Genomic DNA, 17,314 nt, shown 5'->3' on the forward strand with positions numbered 1-17,314 from the left:
TCGCCGCGACCGCGACGCGCAGCCAGGCGATCGTCGCGCCGAGGTCGGGCCACCTGTCCGCAGCGCCGGCGCGTCATCTCGCCGCGACCTCGACGCGCAGCCAGGCCGTCGTGGCGCTGCGGTTGTCGGCGAGGACCACGTACACGTGGTGCGTGCCCGGCTCCTCGGGCGCGCGCCACTCGATCTCGAAGCCGGGCCCGGCGGTCGGCTCGAACGGCGCCGTCGTGGTCGAGAACCACGCCGCCCCGCGGACCTCGACGATCGGCGACACCGACGGCATCAGCGTCGTCTCGTCGATCGACACCGCGTAGTACGTCTGCGGCGGCGCGGCCTCGACCAGCGACAGCGCCAGCGCGTCGCCTGTCCGTGCGGACAGGGTCGCCCCGGACTGGGCCTCGAGGAAGTACTCGCCGCCGCCGGGCGCCGGCACCCACGCCGCGAAGTGGGCGATCTTCGGCGCCACGTCGGGCTCGATCTGCGTGATCTGCCACGGCAGATTCTCGGGCTGCACCGGCGACGTCGCCCCCATCGCCGCCCCGGCCACCACCGCGCGCCACGTCGGCCCGATCCGCAGCGTGCGCACGAAGAACAGGCAGTCGCGCAGCGACGACGACGCCTGCGCCAGCCCCTCCGCGCGGCGCATGCACTCGCCCGTGCTCGGCCCCTCGGGCGAGCCCGCCACCATCATCACGATCACGCCGAGGCTCGCCGCGCCGACCACGTCGCGCAGCGGCCCGAGCTCGAGCGTCGCCGCCGGCCCCGGCGGCAGCGCGCACGTCTCCGCCTGCGGCAGCTCGATCGGCCCGCACGGCGGCGCCTCGGCCAGATTGACCAATTGCCCGCCGGTGCAGCCGGTCCCGCCGCACACGAACCATCGCGGCTGCAGCGCCGCGACGTCGACCGGCCCGTCGGGCCCGGCCACGAACGGCGTCGCGCGCACGCGATCGCCGGGCATCGCCTCGGCCACCGGCCCGCCCCCGGGCGGCGGGTCCGCGCCCCACGGCCCGCGCTCGATCACCTCGAAGCGCATCGCCAGCGCGTCGGTGTGATCGATCACCCAATAGGGGCGCTCGTCGGGCAAGCAGCTCGCGCCCGCCAGCGCCGCCGCGAGGGCCCTCCACCGCCGAGCCCCGCGGATCGGCGCCGCCGCGCCCGCACGGGCCCGAGAGCGCAGCGGTGCGCGGAGCGGCACCGGACGAGCCTAACCGCTCAGATTCTCGTTGTCGACCGCGTCCGCCTCCGCGATCCTCCGCCGCATGGTCTCCTTGCACGAGACACTCCACCGGCCCTGGCTGACCGAGCTCTTGCGCAGCTGGCACGAGTTCAACAAGCGCCACCTGGGCGGCGCCCTCAAGCCGCCGGTGCTGCAGATCGATCTGTCGACCGCGCGCCTCGGGCACTGGCAGCGCGACACGCGGACGCTCGGCCTGGCCCACGAGCACCTGCTGTCGCACCGCTGGGAGGACGTGCTCGACACCCTCAAGCACGAGATGGCGCACCAGTACGTCGACGAGGTCCTCGGCGGCGACGTGCGCCCGCACGGCCCGCAGTTCGCCCGCGCCTGCGCCTTGCTCGAGATCCGCCCCGACGCCACCGGCAGCCCGCGGGCCAGCGACGACCCGGCCGCGCGCGTGCTGAAGCGCGTGCAAGCTGCTCGCCCTGGCCACCAGCGCCAACCGCCACGAGGCCGAGGCGGCCATGGCCGCCGCCAACACCTTGCTGCTGCGCTACAACCTCGACCTGCCGCAGGACGGTCCGCCGCGCGACTACGAGGCCCGCCGCCTCGGCGACAGCGCCGCCGCGATCGCCCTCGAGGCCAAGCTGGTGAGCTCGATCCTCAGCGAGTTCTTCTTCGTCGAGTGCATCTGGGTCACCACCTACAACGCCCGCCGCCTCCGCCACGAGCGCGTGCTCGAGGTCCTCGGCACCTCGGAGAACCTCGAGATGGCCGCCTACGTCCACGACTTCCTGCACGCGTCCACCAAGCGCCTGTGGGAGCAGGCCAAGCGGGACATGGACCTGCCCGCCAACCGCCGCCGCGAGTTCAGCGCGGGCCTCCTCACCGGCTTCCGCGACAAGCTCCGCGGCGAGCGCCAGCGCAACGAGGAGCAGGGCCTCGTGTGGCTCGGCGACGCCGACCTCGACCGCTTCCTCCGCGGCCGTCACCCCTACATCCGCAGCATGGGCTCCTCCGCCGTCAACCGCGGCCGCGCCCACGCGGCCGGCCGCGCCGCCGGCGAGGGCCTCACTTGAACAAGCCGGTCCGCGAGCACCAGAGCCGCGGCCTGTCGCTCCCGCGCGGCCGCGACGACTGAGCCGCGGCCTGTCGCTCCCGCGCGGCCGCGACGACTGAGCCGCGCCCTGTCGCTCCCGCGCGGCCGCGACGGCTGAGCCGCGCCCTGTCGCTGCCGCCCGGCCGCGACGATGGTTCCGCCCCCTCGGACATGTCGGATGAGCCATGCTCTCGAGGCCATGTCCTCGAGAGCATGTCCCAGGGAGCATCCCTGCCGGTCGCCGCCCGGCCCGGGCCCGCGGCTCAACCCCGAAGCCGCGTGCGCCTGTCGCCCGCGCCTTGCCCTCGTCCTCCGCGCGCCGCGGCGCGCCCCGAGGCGACACGTCCCTTCAATCATGTCCGCGAGCGCCGTCGTGCACCCGCACCGGCGGCGCGCCCCGACACCGCCGCCCGGTCTCTGACAGTGATGTCGCAGCGTCTCCGGCCCGTTCCGCGCGCCCGGCCCAGATCGGCCGCCGGCGGCCCTGCAGCACGCTTGGCACGCCTCCTGCTTTGGGGGCAGGCATCATGCTCAGCCCGCGGATCGTCCTCAGCCTCGCTCTCCTCCCCGCCCTCGTCCTCGCGCCCGGCTGTGACGAGAAGCAAGGCCCGAACACCGGCGACATCGCGGACGACACCACCACGGACGGTTCCGGCGACGGCCCCGACGGCCCGCCCGAGCCCGACACCACCGACGGCGAGGGTGCCACCAGCAGCCAGAGCCCTGACGAGCCGGTCGACAGCGAGGACGAGACCGACAGCGAGGGCGACGACGAGCCGCAGCCCCCGCCCCCGGAGCCGCGCCCCCAGGCCGTGCAAATCTGCCCCGAGCTCGACTGGCCGCAGACCCAAGAGTGTACGACCGAGGGCGGCGAGGCCGGCACCAGCATGTGCTTCCTGTACCAGGGCGAGGAGCACTGGACCGAGTGCAGCACCGAGGAGCCCGTCTGCGACCCGAACTACAACTGGGACATGGGCTGCGTCGGCCAGATCTGCGCCTTCGACGGCACCGACCTGTACCTCTACTCGTGGGCCGAGGATCAGTGCGACACCCCGCTCGTCGTCAACTTCGACGGCGCCCCGCTGCGCTTCGAGGCCGCCGCCGCCGCCTCGTTCGACATCTCCGGCGCCGGCCAGTGCCTGAGCACCGACTGGCCGACCCTCCCCTGGCTCGCGCTCGACCGCGACCGCGACGGTGCCATCGACAGCGGCCGCGAGCTGTTCGGCAGCGGCACCGTCCTGCGCAGCGGTCGGCGGGCCAGCCACGGCTTCGAGGCCCTGGCCGAGCACGACCTCAACCGCGACGGCAAGATCGACCGCGCCGACCCCGTGTTCGCCGAGCTCGTGCTCTGGTCCGACGGCGACCGCGACCGCCGCGGCGAGCTGTCCGAGCTCGTCCCCGTCACCCAGGCCGAACTCGTCGCCATCCACCTCGACGTCGCCGTCCGCGCCGAGTGCGACGACCGCGGCAACTGCGGCCGCGAGCGCGCCCGCTTCGAGTTCAAAAACGTGGCCGGCGAGATCCGCAGCGGCGAGGTCGTCGACGTCTACCTCGCCTGCCAGTGACCCGCGGCCCGCATCACCCTTTCTTCCTCCTCACCGCGCGCGGTCGCCTGATCAGGCGGTCGCGCGCGGCTTCTTTTGCGGTCGCGCCCTCGTCGCCCTCTCGTTCCCTCGAAACCGCGGCCCGTCCGCCTGATCAGGCGGTCACGCGCGGCTTCTTCTTACGGCCGCGCCTCGTCGCCCTCTCGTTCCCACGAACCGCCCGCCTCGCGCCGCTCCTCCGTATCGCCGCGCGCCGTCGCCGGCGCAGCGGTCCCGCGCGACTCCTCGTCCCGTCACCTGCGTCCTCGACGGGTCGTGATGCTCACCGCGACCGCTTGCCCTCGCCCTCGCGCCCGCGGCATCGTGCGCCCCGTGTTCTCGCGCCGCACCGCCTGGCCGCCTGTCGACGAGCCCCCGCTCGTCGCCGGCCCCGGCGTCCTCGACCTCACGATCTCCAACCCCACCGCCGTCGGCCTCCGCCACTCACATGACCTTTGGGCCAGCCTCGGAGATCCCGGCAGCGCGGCCTACGATCCCGACCCGCTCGGCATCCTCCCGGCGCGGGCCGCCGTCGCCGACTACTACCGCGCCCGCGTCCCCGACCTCGACCTCGACCTCGCCGACATCTGCCTGCTGGCCGGCACCAGCGAGGCCTACGCCCACCTCCTCGCGCTCCTCTGCGACCCCGGCGACGTCGTCCTCGTCCCCCAGCCCGGCTACCCCCTGCTGCCGATGATCGCCGACCTCGCCCACGTCGAGCTGCGGCCTTACCCGCTGTTCTACGACGGCACCTGGTCGATCGACCTCCCCGCCCTCGAAGCGGCGGTCTGCCCGCGCACCCGCGCCATCGTCCTCGTCGCCCCCAACAACCCGACCGGCAACTACCTCGCCGCCGAGGAGCTCGCCGCGATCGACGTCCTCGCCGCCGCGCGCGGCCTCGCGGTGCTCGTCGACGAGGTCTTCTTCGACTATCCCATCGGCCATGTCCCGAAGGTCAGCCCGATCGCAGGCCCGCGGCAGGCCCTCACCTTCGTCCTGTCCGGCCTGTCGAAGGTCGCCGCCCTGCCGCAGCTCAAGCTCGCCTGGGCCGTTGCGCGCGGCCCGGGCCCGCTCGTGCGCGAGGCCATGCGCCGGCTCGAGCTCGTCGCCGACACCTACCTCAGCGCCGCCACCCCGGTGCAGCGGGCCGCCGGTAGCCTCCTCGCCGCCGCCCCGGCCCTGCAGGCGGCGATCCGCGCCCGCGTCCGCGCCAACCTCGACCGTCTGCGCCGCGCCTGCGTCGGCACCTCGCTCGGCGTCCTCGACGTCGAGGCCGGCTGGACCGGGCTCGTCCGTCTGCCGCACCTGTTCGACGACGGCGGCCGCGGCTGGGCGCGCGAGCTGTTGCACGCCGGTGTCCTGACCCAGCCCGGCGAGCTCTACGAGATGCCCCCGGCCCACCTCGCCCTGTCCCTCATCACGCCCGAGCCCGAGTTCGCGGACGGCCTCGAGCGCGTCACGGAGCACGTCGCGCACGTGCTAGCCTCCGGCCCATGCTCTCGCTGATCGGCCCCGACCTCGCCGCCTACGTCGACGCTCACACCACCGCCGAGTCGCCGCTGTTCGCCCGCCTGCGCGCCGAGACCCAGGCCGACCTCGCCTCCCCGCAGATGCAGGTCGGCCACGTCGAGGGCGCGCTCCTGCGGATCCTCGTCGCCGTCAGCCGCGCCCGCAACGTCCTCGAGATCGGCACCTACAGCGGCTACTCCGGCCTCGCCATGGCCAGCGCCCTGCCCGACGACGGCAAGCTCGTCACCTGCGACATCGACCCCGTCGCCACCGCCGTCGCCCGCCGCTACTTCGCCGAGTCGGGCCACGGCCACAAGATCGACCTCCGCCTCGCGCCCGCGCTCGACACCATCGCCGAGCTGGCCGCCGCGGGCCGCCGCTTCGACCTCGTCTTCATCGACGCCGACAAGCACAACTACGTCAACTACTGGAACGCCGTGCTCCCGCTGGTCCCCGTCGGCGGCCTCGTCGTCGCCGACAACACCCTGTGGAGCGGCAAGGTCGTCGCCCCCAGGGAAGACAGCGACCGCGCCATCGTCGCCTTCAACACCCACGTCGCCGCCGACCCGCGCGTCGAGCACGTCCTCCTCTCGGTCCGCGACGGCATCATGCTCGCCCGCAAGCTGCGCGATTGAACATGTCCTTTAAAACACATCGCTGCCCGCAGCCGCGCCTCGCCCGAGCGACGCGGCCGTGACCGCGAGCGCACCGCTGACTCGCCGCCCGCCCCCGCGCTCTCGCTCACCCCTTCCCACCTGACCTGAACATCATGTCCCAAGCGCCATCCAACGGTTCGCCTCCGACCTGGCGAGGCCTTTCGGACATGTCCTCTCCGTCACCCGTCTCGCCACCCCTTCCCACCTGACCTGAACACCATGTCCCAAGCGCCATCCAAGTGGTTCGCCGCCGACCCGGGCAAGGCCTGGACCGAGCGGTTCATCCTGCTCTACAGCCCGATCTGGATCGCCCTGGTCGCCTGGGCCCTGCTCAGTCGGGCCGTGCTCGCCTGGGACGACCCCGCCTTCATCGGCTTCGGCCTGCTCGTCGGCCTCCCGCCCGTGCTGGTGCCGGCGCTGCTGCACGGCCGCCACCCGGCCCTGCGCGGCACCCCGTGGTACGACAGCTACTGGTTCAAGTTCAACGCCTGGATCTTCCTGTTCGTCTTCGTCGGCACGTACTTCCTGACCCACTACTTCTTCGACGTGCTCGGCATGCGCTACGCCTTCCCGACCGAGTGGAACGGCGGCGCCGCGCTGGTCGGCCGCTCGCGCGCCGAGATCCCGCTGTTCATGTACCCGCTGACGCAGGCCTACTTCGTGACCTACCACGTGGTCATGTTGGTCTGCATCCGCCGCGTCCGCGGCCTGCTCGGCCTCGCCGAACCTGGCGCCGAGGACAGGTCGCCGCGGGCCACCCGGTTCGTGCGCCGGCTCGCGCTCGCCTGCGTCGTGTGCGGCCTGGCCTACGCCGTCTCGTTCGCCGAGACCTGGTTCATGGCCAGCGACGCCATCAGCGACTACTTCCGCTACGTCGACAAGGCGCGGATGCTCAAGTACGGCTCGCTGTTCTACGCCTGCTACTTCCTCGTCAGCCTGCCGCTGCTGGAGCGCCTCGACCCCGCCGGGAGGCGCACCCCGCTCGGCCAGGCCGTCCTCTCGAGCCTCGCCGCCGGCATGCTGGTGTTCTTCATCCTCGACCTGCTGACCTGGGTCATCGGCCCGATCGCCTAGCCCCATGGACGCCGCGACGCCCGACCTCCAGGCCCCGGACCTGTGGCTCGTCCTCGACGACGCCCACCCGGCCCTGCGCCAGCGCGGCCTCGGCCCCGGCTCGCGCTGGCCGGTCGCGCCCGGCACCCGGCTGACCGTCGGCCTGCGCCCCGCCGACCACATCCACCTCCCGCACACCCGCGAGGCCCTGCTCGGCGGTCAGACCGCCTACGTCCTCGTCCGCCGCGACGACGACCGCGTCGAGGTCCAGCACACCGGCCACATCGGCCACTTCCGCCTCGGCGGCCGGATCCTCAACAACACCGTCCACCCGCCGCCGGCCCTCGCCCCCGGCGAGGCCGTCGACCTCCTCACCGTCGACGGCGAGCTCGGCCTCCGCCTGCGCCTCCAAGCCGGCCGCTGAGCGGACGCCGGCATAGATGTCCGAACGGGCATGTTCTCCAGAACATGCCCTTTCGCGCATGTCCTCTCGGACCTATCTCGCCCTCAGAAGCGCAGCGCCCCGCCGACGAACTGCCACGCCGCCGCGCGGCGGCCCCGGCGGTGCTGCAGCGCGTCGGCCACCAGCCCACCCGCGGCCGTCGCCGCCAGCCCGAGGCCCGCGCCGACCAGCCCGAAGCCGGTCATGTACAGCACCTCGCCGCGCTCGACCGCCTCGCCGACCCATGCCTCGGCCGCGTTCACCGTCACGAAGTAGGTCGTGCCGTAGGCCAGCGTCGCCACGCCCGCCCCGGCCACCGCCCCGCCGGCGATCGCCTCCGCCGTCCACAGCCGCCGGCGCACCCCCTCGTCGCGCGCCAGCCCCGTCAGCCCCGCCACCAGCACGCCCGCGCCGAGCCCCAGAGCCGCCGCCCCACCGCCGCCCCGCTCGGTCCAGATCGCCATCGGCCGCCGGCAGCCGGCCACGCTCGCATCTGACCCGCAGGACATGTCCTTGAGAACACTGCCGCACCCGCGCAGGCTGACCGCCGTGACCGCCGCCCCGCTGACGATCCCCGCCCCGCCGATCAGCGGCGCCGCGATCGCCCACGAGCGCCGCCGTCGGCGCTCGTCCAGAGTCACCCCGGCGGTCCGCGGCGTGCGCGTCATGTCGGCCGCCAGGGTCGTCACCTGTCCCTTCGCGCTGGTCACCTCGAGCCGGGCGTCGACGAAGCCGGGCCTGGCGATGGTCACGACCCAGCGCCCCGGATCGAGCACCAGGGTGGCGGCGCCGCCCTCCCGCAGCTCGTCCCAGCGCGCCCGCAACGTCAGCGCCTCGCCCTCGCCCTCGCGGGTCGCGGTCACCGTCAGCGGCTCGTCGGGCGCCACCGTCGGGTCGACCGCCAGGTGCACCGTCCCCGACTCGCGCACCGCCGACGCGCTCACCAGCTCGGCCACGTTGCGCGCGGTCTTGTCCTGAGCTGTCCGCAAGGCCAGGTACCGCTGCGCCGCCAGGCGCGCGTGCGCCATCCGCCCGGCCTGCAGCCACGCCTGGCTGGCCAGCAGCAGCCCTTGCGGGTGCCCGCCCGCGCGGAAGCAGGCCTCGCCGCGCCGCGCCGCCCCCTCGACCTGGCCGTGCGCCAGCGCCTCGCCGGCCGCGCGCACGCAGTCGGGCGCCGGCACCAGGACCATCCACAACGCCAGGCCGATGCCGCTCAATGGATCTCCAGCCGCAGCGGCACCACCAGCTGCGCCTGCGGCCCCGGCACGAACCGCGACTTCTCGAGCTCCGCCGCCACGCAGGCCCTGGCCCCCGCCGGCACCGCCCGGTCGCCGCCGCGCACGCTCGCGCGCACGACCTCGCCGTCGCCGGCCACCACCAGGCTGCCGGTCAGCGCGGTGCGCCGGCCGACGCCGATCGTGACATGCCCCAAAAGACAGGCCAAAAGCCGCGGCTCGCGCATCAGCGCCCGCGCCTGCGCGGCGATCTTGCGCCGCCGCTCGGCCGCCTCGCCGTCGGCCTGCGCCACGGGCACCCACAACGACTCGCCGCCGCTCGCAGGCTGGGCCGCCTCGCCGCCGACGGGCGCGCCCGAACCATCGACCTCGGCCCCGCGCCACTCCACCCCGCCGCCCGAACCCGTGCCCGCCGCTCCACCCGCAGCAGTCGCCCCGCGCCGCTCCACCTCGCCCGAGCCCGTGCCCGCAGCTCCCAGCTCCGTGCCTGCCGCCCCGCGCCACTCCACGACACCGCCCGAGCCCGCGCCCGCAACTCCCGGCCCCGTGCCCGCCGCCCCGCGCCACTCCACCCCGACGCCCGGGCCCGGGCCCGCAGCTCCACCCGGCTCGCCGCTCGCGCCCATGGCCCCGGGGTCCGCACCCGGCCCCGCGCCACCGGCGATGTCCCCGGCCCCGTTCCCGTCGTTCGAACCGCCCATGCCCGCGCCAGCGAACGGGACCTGCGAAGCACCGCCCGCGCCCCCTCACCGCCGCGCGCCGCCCCTGGCTCACCTGTCTCTTCCGCCATGCGCGAAACGACATAAACCGAAGCACATGTCCCGACGAACATGGCCCCCAGGATCACCGCCGACGTGCGCGGCGCCACCGACCGCCGCGCCCGCGAGCCGGCCCGCGCCATCGCGGCCGAGAGGCCGGGCGCGCGCCCTGGGTCGTCGACCCGCCCGCGCGCGGCGCCTCGCGGATCGTCGACAGCCCCGCGTCGCTGTCGCCGGCCGAGATCGCCGGCGCCTGCGGGTCCGGGCCGCCGGAGTCGAGGTCCTCGTCGCCGCCGCCGGGCTGGCGCTCCGCTCGCGGCGCCGCCTCACGGTCCTCGTCGCCGCGCGACGATCGGCGCGCCTCATCGCCTCGGCGCGTCCACCCGCCGGTCGCGCCGGCCGTGCTGTCTCGCCACTCGGGCATCGTGCCGAATATACACGCCTGGCGAGCGGGACGCGCGCAGGCGCGCATCGCGGCAATTGCTGCTACCCTCCGCGCCGCGACATGCCCGTCGAGCTCCACTTCGATCACGGCACGCTCGTCGTCCTCGGCGTCCCCGACGGCGACGCGCGGCTGGCTGCGCTCGTGAGCCTCGACCGCCGCACCGGCACGCACCGCGCACCTGCGCACCGGTACCGCGCGATCGTCTCGCATCTTCACAACGCCCACATTCCTTACGTCGACAAAGCTCGCATCTACGATCGCCTCGATCTCGCGCTGTCGGGCCCGCTCGAGCCGTTCCCGCACCAGCGTGACGCGCTGGCCGCGTGGCGGGCCGCCGGCGGCGTCGGGGTGGTCGAGCTGCCCACGGGCGCGGGCAAGACGATCCTCGCCGTCCTCGCCATCGTCCACACCGGCCGGCCCGCGCTGATCGTCGTGCCCACCATCGATCTCATGCTGCAGTGGCAGCAGGTGCTGGGCCACTGGCTGCAGCGGCCGATCGGCATGCTCGGCGGCGGCAACAGCGAGGCGCGCGAGATCACCGTCACCACCTACGACTCGGCCGCCGCCCAGACCGAGTTCCACGGCAACCGCCACGGCCTCCTCGTGTGCGACGAGTGCCATCACCTGCCCGCGCCGGCCTACCGCTTCATCGCCCAGGGCTGCCTGGCCCCGTTCCGCCTCGGCCTCACCGCCACCTTCGAGCGCCCCGACGGCCTCCACAGCGTCGCCGCCGATCTGCTCGGCCCCGTGTGTTACCGGGCCAACATCGACGAGCTCGAGGGCGACTACCTCGCGCCCTACGAGGTCAAGTCGCTGGCGGTCGCGCTGACCGAGGAAGAGCAGGGCCGCTACGACGAGGCGCGCGCTCTACATCGACTTCCTGCGCGGCAGCGGCGTCAGCCTCGACCGCCCGGGCGGGTGGGCCCAGTTCATCGCCGTGTGCCACCGCAGCGAGGACGGCCGGCAGGCGTTCGCCGCCTACCGCGAGCAGAAGCGGATCGCCTTCACCGCCGAGGCCAAGATCGAGGCCCTGTGGCGCCTGCTCCTGCGTCACCGCCGCGACCGGATCCTCGTGTTCACCGAGGACAACGACACCGTCCACCGCCTGTCGCGCCTGTTCCTCCTGCCCGTCATCACCCACCAGACCCCGCCGAAGGAGCGCGTCTCGCTGCTGGCCCAGTTCGCCTCCGGCGCGCTGCCGGTGCTGCTCACCTCGAAGGTCCTCAACGAGGGCGTCGACGTGCCCGACGCCAACGTCGGCATCATCCTGTCCGGCAGCGGCTCGGTCCGCGAGCACGTCCAGCGCCTCGGGCGGATCTTGCGCAAGAAAGAGGGCAAGCGCGCGACCCTCTACGAGCTGTGCACCGCCGTCGCCGCCGAGCACGGCGTCAGCGAGCGCCGCCGCCAGCACCGCGCCTACCAGAAGGAGCCCCAGCCCCGCCGCGGCCCCGCCGCCCTTCGGCCAGGCCCGATCGACCAGGTCCCCAGCGACATGTCCGAGCCGACAGGTCCCGAAGAGCATGTCCCCGGCGACATGTCCGAAGCGCCCGGCCCCTCGCCCCGCGCCCGCGGCCCTCGGGCCCGCGCCGCGTCCCCCGCGGAGGACGAATGCTGACCCGCGACCTCCCGCGCGCAGCGCTGCGCCTGCCCGTGCCGCGCGGCCGCACGCCGACCGGCGACCTCCCGCGCGCATCGCTACGCATCCTCGGCTCGCGCGGCCGCACCCCGACCCGCGACCTCCCGCGTCCCGCCCGCCCGTCCGACGAAACGCATGCTGACCCGCGACCTCCTCGTCTACCGCCGGGTCAAGGGCATCCGCCTGCGCCCCACCTTCGTCGACCCCGACGACGACGATCACATCGCCACCGCCGGCGCCTTGATCGAGCTCCTCACCCACGCCGCCGGCGAGCCGCGCGGGGCCGTCGACGAGGCGGCCGACGCCATCTGCGGCGAAGCCCGCAAGGTCAAGGTCGCGCGCGGCCTCTACAAGCTGCTCACCGACCGCTGCGAGTGGGACGACCCCGGCGACACCGCCATGGAGCTGCGGGCCGCCGCCTTCGCCCGCAGCGCCGCGGTCCTCCGCGACCTGTCCGAAGAGTCATCCCTGTCCGACTACCTGGCCGCCGTCGCCGCCGGCCTGCCGCGGCCGCTCGCCGACGTGCGGGCCCACCTCTACGACGACCTCGCCGAGCACCGGCGCCTCCTGTCGGCCAAGCTGCCGAGCCCGGCCGCCCTGCTGGCCCGCTACAACCTCGCGCTGGCCCAGGGCCTCGTGCTCTACGCCGGCAGCCTCGACGTCCGCGCCCCGAGCCCCGGCCCGCTCGAGCTGCGCAAGCTGCTGCGCTGGCTCCGCTTCTCGCGCCTGGTCGCCGAAGTGCGGCGCGACGGCGACGGCTGGCACCTGCGCATCGAGGGCCCGGCCGCGCAGCTCGACATGCAGAAGAAGTACGGCCTGCAGCTCGCCACCTTCCTCGGCGCCGTGCCGGTGCTCGGCAAGTTCACGGTCGAGGCCGACATCGACCTCCCGCGCCAGCCTCGCGCCCGGCTCTACCTCGACCACAAGGACCCGCTCAAGGCGCTCGACGACGGCCCGCTCGGCCACATCCCGCCGGAGATCGAGCTCGGCATGGCGAGCCTCGGCGACGCCCGCTGGACCCTCGACCCGATGCCCGAGCTGCGCCACGTCGGCGCCGCCGGCATGTGCGTGCCCGACTTCGCCCTCCGCGACGCCACCACCGGCAAGAGCGTCGCCGTCGAGCTGTTCCACCGCTGGCACCGCCACGCCCTCCTGCGCCGCCTCGACGAGCTGGCCGCCCGCCCCGACCCCCACTTCCTCGTCGGCGTCGACCTCAGCCTCGCCAAGGACGACGCCCTCGCCGCCCGCCTCGCCACCGCCCCCCAGGTCTTCACATTCAACAATTTCCGACCTGGAAGCGCCTGGCACCGCTGCTCGAGCCGCTCGGCAACCTGCTCTGAAGGCCAGGTCACATGCCCGCGGGGACATGTCCCCGCGGACAGCGTCATCCGTTCGCGGTCCCGCCCGGATCGCATGTCCGAGCGGTCACCTCGACGACCGAAGCCTGCGGCGCTCACCTGCCCGAGGACGTCGCCTCGCTCCCGGCTCCGCGCCCGACGTCCCGTCCTCACCTGCCCGAGAGGCCATCTCGGCTCCGACCGCACGGCGCTCCGCGTGCGCATCGTCCCGCCCTAACCTGCCCGAAAGGCCATCTCGGCTCCGACCGCACGGCGCTCCGCGTGCGCATCGTCCCGCCCTCACCTGCCCGAAAGGCCATCTCGGCTCCGACCGCAGGACGCTCCGCGTGCGCATCGTCCCGCCCTCACCTGCCCGAAAGGCCATCTCGGCTCCGACCGCAGGGCGCTCCGCGTGCGCGCCGTCCCGCCCTCACCTGCCCGAAAGGCCATCTCGGCTCCGACCGCAGGGCGCTCCGCGTGCGCGTCGTCCCGCCCTCACCTGCCCGAAAGGACATCTCCAGCGCCGCCGCGCTCCCGGCTCGCGCCTCGCGCGATCGCTCGCTCACTCTTGCGAGTCGAGGTTGTCGCGGACCATCTCCGTGGTGCGCGCGATCGCCTCGATCTCCTGGGGCGAGAACCCGGCGAACGCGCGGTCGAGCAGCGCGTTCGACACCTCGAGCAGCTTCGGCAGGGCCGCGTAGGCCCGGCGGGTCGGCCTCACCAGGATGGCGCGGCTGTCGGCGGGGTCGGACGTGCGCTCGACCCAGCCCACGCCTTCGAGCGCGCGCACGAAGCGGCCGACCGTCACCTCCGACAGGCCCATCAGGTTCGCCAGCGGCGGGCGGTCAGCGGCGCGCGCTCTTGAAACAGGTGGATGAGCACGCCGAGCTGCGCCGGCGTCACCTCCTGGAGCCCCGACTCGACCAGCAGGTCCGCGACCTTGCGCTCGAGCTCGCGGTGGATCCGCGAGAGGTTGAGGTACGCCTCGCTCTGCAGCCGCCGCAGGCGCAGCTCGGACCCGGTCGTCGCCATCGACCGCGCTTTCTACCAGAGCCGCGGCGCCGCAGGCTGCGCGTCCGATCGTCATCGTCGGCGCGCGCTGGCTGACAAAATGTCACGCGCGCACGGCAGCCCGCGTGTGGCAAGCCGCGCCGCGCCAAACTCCCGCGAGGTCCTCGCATGTGGCATCCTGGTTGCACAGCCGTCGAGCGCTGCTTCCGCCTATGCGTCCGCACGACCTTTCGCGTCCTGCTGCCCTGTTCCTCGCCGGCTTGTGCGCCCTCGGGCCGCTCACCGCCGCCGCCCAGACCCCGCCCTCCGGCGGCACCGGCATGGGGCCCTCGCTCCCACCGGCAGACGCGTTCACGATCCAGTACTGGCTCACCGACCAGACCGGGAAGTTCATCCGTCCGCTGACGGAGAAGTACTTCACCCAGTTCATCAACCGGGCCCGCTGCGAGTGCGGGCAGCAGATCGGCGTCATCGTCCGCCTCAAGAAGACGATGGCGGCCTACTCTGTGACCGAGCAGCTGCAGAGCTTCGTCGGCTCGCAATGCGCGACGGCCGAGACCTCGCTGGCGGGCCAGTTCCGCCGCTGCGCGCAGCTGGGTGCCGAGCTGGTGCCGACCTATCAGCAGGGCATCACGACCTCGTTCCACCCGATCTGGCTGGCCAACGGTGTCAACCCCGACACGCCCTCGCGCCACCCGAGCGAGGCGTTTACCGCCGGCAAGTGCGACGCCAACGTCACCGGCGAGGCGGGCGTGGTTGTGCGCACCCGGCCAGAACTCGATGCCCAACTGCCAGGCCGACGAGTTCTTCATCCAGGGCGCGCAGAACATCAACCTCCCGAGCAAGACCGGGGGCATCAAGTTCGACTTCCAGCCGCCGCTGCTCAAGGTCACCGACATCAAGGCCGAGTCGGGCGACGGCGCCGTCGTCCTCAGCTGGCAGACCGGCTCCGGCGATATCAACGGCTTCCGCGTGCTGTGCGAGGACGCGGCGACCGGCCAGCCGGTCACTGGCCGCACACAGACACCGCCCGACCCTTACGCAATCCCGAACGGCCAGTACTTCTACACCAAGGATAATCTGTGCCCGAACGGCCCCTTCAGCACCTTCAACAGCGGCGAGGACAACCCGCTCGAGCCGCCAGGCACCACCGACACCGACGGCATCGAAACCACCGGCGGTGACACCGGCGCTGACACCGGCGATACGGTCGAGAACACCGACTGCGGCAACGAGATCATCGAGGCCGGCGAGGAGTGCGACGACGGCGACGCCAACGCCGACGACGCGGCGTGCGGCAGCGACTGCACCCGCAGCTTCTGCGGCGACGGTCGAGTCCAGGCCGACGTCGAGGAGTGCGACGATGGCAACGACGAGGACGGCGACGGCTGCACGAACGCCTGCAAGAACGCCGCCTGCGGCGACGGCAGCCTCTGGGTCGGCATGGAGACCTGCGACATGGGCGCCCTCAACGCCGACGGCGGTGCATCCCCGTGCAACACGAATTGCGAGGTCGTCGACTGCGCCAACATGATGAACGGCTGCCCCGAGTGCGGCGACGGCGTGGAGGTCGCTCCCAATTGCGATGATGGCCCGCTGAACTCCAACAACGCCACTTGCAAGAGTGACTGCACGTGGAACGTGTGCGGCGACGGCTTCGTGCTCAGCGACCCCCTGGACGGCGGCGTCCTGGAGGAGTGCGACGACGGCAACGACGACACCACCGACGCCTGCACCGAGGAGTGCCTGCGCGCCTTCTGCGGCGACGGCTTCGTGTGGGACGGCGTCGAGGAGTGCGACGACGGCAACACCGTCGACGACGACGACTGCGCCAACAACTGCCGCGAGCCCGCCTGCGGCGACAACATCGTCCAGGCCGGCGAGGAGTGCGACAACGGCGTCAACAACAACGACGTCGAGCTGCAGCGGCGAGTGCAAGTTCACGGCCAGCCCGGGCATGCTGAACCTCGACTGGCGCTACGTCTGCACCCCGCACATCTCGTTCAGCACCAAGAGCTACCGCATCGACGGGCTCGAGAACGGCAAGGAGTACAACTTCCTGCTCGTGCCCTACGACCTGATCGGCAACCCGGCGCCGGTCGACACCATCGTGCGCGGCATCCCGGTCGAGACCTACGACCTGTGGGAGCAATGCGACGAGGACGGCGGCATCTGCGGCGCCTCGGGTTATTGCAACGTCAGCGACGACTCGAGCGACGGCCTGGCCCTGTTCACCGCCCTCGCAGCGTTCGGCATCGGCGGCCTCGGCGTCGCCAACCGGAGAAGGAACCGCGCGTGATCGCCCTCGCCTTGACCCTGGTCGCCGCCCCCGCGCCGGCCGACATGACGATCACCGGCGACGCCGGCACCACCCCACCGCCGGCCGACACCGGCACCGTCCCGCCTGCGCCCCCTGGCCCCGAGGCCAGCCCGCCTCCGAGCGGCACCACCACCACCGAGACCCGCCAGGGCGACCTGATGGGCCCGCCCTACGGCTCGCGCGTCGGCGAGAAGCGCGAGGGCGAGGTGGCGGCCGATCGAGGGCCCGACCTACGAGAAGCAGCCGGTCCCGAGCGAGTCCGCCGTCGTCGGCCAGAGCAACCCCGACCTCACCGACAGCCTGAAGAAGAAGCAGGCCCCGCTGACCGCCGAGAGCAGGCAGCGGTTCGCGCTCGAGGTCAAGATGGGCACCTATCTGCCCGACGTCGACCGCAACTGGAGCGGTGAGGGCTACGGCCCCTACGCCAAGATCTTCGGCGAGACCGACAACGACGGCGTCACCATCGGCCAGCCCAAGAAGAGCATCTACGGCGGCCTCGCCTTCGAGTGGCAGATCACCAAGAAGCTGGCCGGCCCGATCGGCATCGGCGTGCAGTGGACCATGGCCCGCGACAAGGCCCAGGCCCCGCTGGCCGAGCCGCCGGACGAGGGCTACACCCGCAGCCGCGCCGACACCGTCCGCTTCACGGTCATGCCGATCGCCCTGCAGGCGGTCTACCGCTTCGAGCTCCTGGCCGACAAGGTCCGCTGGGCCCCGTTCGTCCCCTACGTCAAGGCGGGCGTCGCCTACGGCTTCTGGTGGACCAAGAACGGCAGCGGCAAGATCGCCGTCCTGAAGGACGGCGATAACAACGTCGTCGACCGCGGCCGCGGCGGCGTGTGGGGCTACCAGATCAACCTCGGCATGATGCTGCGGCTCGACTTCCTCGACCCCGGCACCGCCCGCACGTTCGACCGGATCTCCGGCATCAACCACACCTACCTGTTCGGCGAGTGGCAGCTGACACGCCTGTCCAACTTCGGCCGCAAGGACAGCATGAACCTCGGCGACAGCACCTGGATGGTCGGCCTGGCCGCGGAGTTCTGACGCACCTGC

The 17,314-nt window shown here is 73.2% G+C and carries 15 protein-coding genes and 2 pseudogenes; 12 read left to right on the forward strand and 5 right to left on the reverse strand.

Translation table 11 applies throughout. The features are described from left to right. Nucleotides 1-73: 73 nt before the first annotated feature. A complete protein-coding gene (locus tag OV079_RS20575) occupies nucleotides 74-1,192 on the reverse strand; it encodes a hypothetical protein (RefSeq protein WP_267770547.1) in 1,119 nt (372 codons plus the stop codon). 64 nt (nucleotides 1,193-1,256) lie between these two features. On the opposite strand from OV079_RS20575, the pseudogene OV079_RS58265 reads away from it, so the two are divergent. The 7 genes and pseudogenes from OV079_RS58265 to OV079_RS20605 form a co-directional block, all read left to right on the forward strand. Next, nucleotides 1,257-1,556: pseudogene (locus tag OV079_RS58265) on the forward strand (SprT-like domain-containing protein); the annotation flags it as partial. A 103-nt stretch (nucleotides 1,557-1,659) separates the two neighbouring features. Continuing rightward, nucleotides 1,660-2,253 carry a DUF7168 domain-containing protein gene (locus OV079_RS20580; protein WP_267778605.1) on the forward strand — a complete coding sequence of 198 codons (594 nt, stop codon included), beginning with the start codon at nucleotides 1,660-1,662 and terminating at the stop codon, nucleotides 2,251-2,253. A gap of 547 nt (nucleotides 2,254-2,800) precedes the next feature. Next, nucleotides 2,801-3,838 carry an ICP22 family protein gene (locus OV079_RS20585; protein WP_267770549.1) on the forward strand — a complete coding sequence of 346 codons (1,038 nt, stop codon included), beginning with the start codon at nucleotides 2,801-2,803 and terminating at the stop codon, nucleotides 3,836-3,838. Nucleotides 3,839-4,189: 351 nt separating this feature from the next. Continuing rightward, entirely contained in the window at nucleotides 4,190-5,362 is a 1,173-nt protein-coding gene (locus OV079_RS20590) for a pyridoxal phosphate-dependent aminotransferase (RefSeq protein ID WP_267770550.1), read from the forward strand. Continuing rightward, nucleotides 5,350-6,000: an O-methyltransferase gene (locus OV079_RS20595; RefSeq protein ID WP_267770551.1), complete on the forward strand. Its 651-nt coding sequence runs from the start codon at nucleotides 5,350-5,352 to the stop codon at nucleotides 5,998-6,000. Before OV079_RS20590 ends, OV079_RS20595 begins: the two co-directional genes overlap by 13 nt. A gap of 240 nt (nucleotides 6,001-6,240) precedes the next feature. Continuing rightward, complete coding sequence (locus OV079_RS20600; RefSeq protein WP_267770552.1) at nucleotides 6,241-7,095, forward strand: hypothetical protein; 855 nt, start codon at nucleotides 6,241-6,243, stop codon at nucleotides 7,093-7,095. 4 nt (nucleotides 7,096-7,099) lie between these two features. After that, entirely contained in the window at nucleotides 7,100-7,498 is a 399-nt protein-coding gene (locus OV079_RS20605) for a hypothetical protein (protein WP_267770553.1), read from the forward strand. Between the two features lie 83 nt (nucleotides 7,499-7,581). Here the strand turns inward: OV079_RS20605 and OV079_RS20610 are convergent, their stop codons facing one another. Next, nucleotides 7,582-8,733 (reverse strand): hypothetical protein, encoded by a 1,152-nt coding sequence (locus tag OV079_RS20610; RefSeq protein WP_267770554.1) that lies wholly within the window; start codon nucleotides 8,731-8,733, stop codon nucleotides 7,582-7,584. Next, entirely contained in the window at nucleotides 8,730-9,377 is a 648-nt protein-coding gene (locus tag OV079_RS20615) for a hypothetical protein (protein WP_267770555.1), read from the reverse strand. The genes OV079_RS20610 and OV079_RS20615 overlap by 4 nt, the downstream gene beginning before the upstream one ends. A gap of 637 nt (nucleotides 9,378-10,014) precedes the next feature. Between OV079_RS20615 and OV079_RS58270 the strand changes: the two are divergent. The 3 genes and pseudogenes from OV079_RS58270 to OV079_RS20630 form a co-directional block, all read left to right on the forward strand. Continuing rightward, nucleotides 10,015-10,599: pseudogene (locus tag OV079_RS58270) on the forward strand (DEAD/DEAH box helicase family protein); the annotation flags it as partial. Between the two features lie 292 nt (nucleotides 10,600-10,891). Then, nucleotides 10,892-11,569, forward strand: coding sequence for a helicase-related protein (locus OV079_RS20625; RefSeq protein ID WP_267770556.1), 678 nt, complete (start codon nucleotides 10,892-10,894; stop codon nucleotides 11,567-11,569). Nucleotides 11,570-11,725: 156 nt separating this feature from the next. Next, nucleotides 11,726-13,165 carry a DUF790 family protein gene (locus OV079_RS20630; RefSeq protein WP_267770558.1) on the forward strand — a complete coding sequence of 480 codons (1,440 nt, stop codon included), beginning with the start codon at nucleotides 11,726-11,728 and terminating at the stop codon, nucleotides 13,163-13,165. A 324-nt stretch (nucleotides 13,166-13,489) separates the two neighbouring features. Here OV079_RS20630 and OV079_RS20635 read toward each other — a convergent pair whose 3' ends face one another. Both OV079_RS20635 and OV079_RS20640 read right to left on the reverse strand, forming a co-directional pair. Beyond that, the gene (locus OV079_RS20635) at nucleotides 13,490-13,750 is read right to left on the reverse strand and encodes a MarR family winged helix-turn-helix transcriptional regulator (RefSeq protein WP_267770559.1); all 261 of its coding nucleotides are present in this window, start codon (nucleotides 13,748-13,750) and stop codon (nucleotides 13,490-13,492) included. After that, a complete protein-coding gene (locus OV079_RS20640) occupies nucleotides 13,750-13,959 on the reverse strand; it encodes a hypothetical protein (RefSeq protein WP_267770560.1) in 210 nt (69 codons plus the stop codon). Before OV079_RS20640 ends, OV079_RS20635 begins: the two co-directional genes overlap by 1 nt. Before the next feature lie 735 nt (nucleotides 13,960-14,694). Here OV079_RS20640 and OV079_RS20645 point away from each other — a divergent pair. Continuing rightward, complete coding sequence (locus OV079_RS20645; protein ID WP_267770562.1) at nucleotides 14,695-16,665, forward strand: DUF4215 domain-containing protein; 1,971 nt, start codon at nucleotides 14,695-14,697, stop codon at nucleotides 16,663-16,665. Beyond that, nucleotides 16,622-17,305: an MXAN_2562 family outer membrane beta-barrel protein gene (locus OV079_RS20650; protein WP_267770563.1), complete on the forward strand. Its 684-nt coding sequence runs from the start codon at nucleotides 16,622-16,624 to the stop codon at nucleotides 17,303-17,305. Before OV079_RS20645 ends, OV079_RS20650 begins: the two co-directional genes overlap by 44 nt. Nucleotides 17,306-17,314: the final 9 nt, after the last annotated feature.

It is taken from the genome of Nannocystis pusilla, assembly GCF_026626665.1.
Lineage (GTDB): Bacteria > Myxococcota_A > Polyangia > Nannocystales > Nannocystaceae > Nannocystis > Nannocystis pusilla.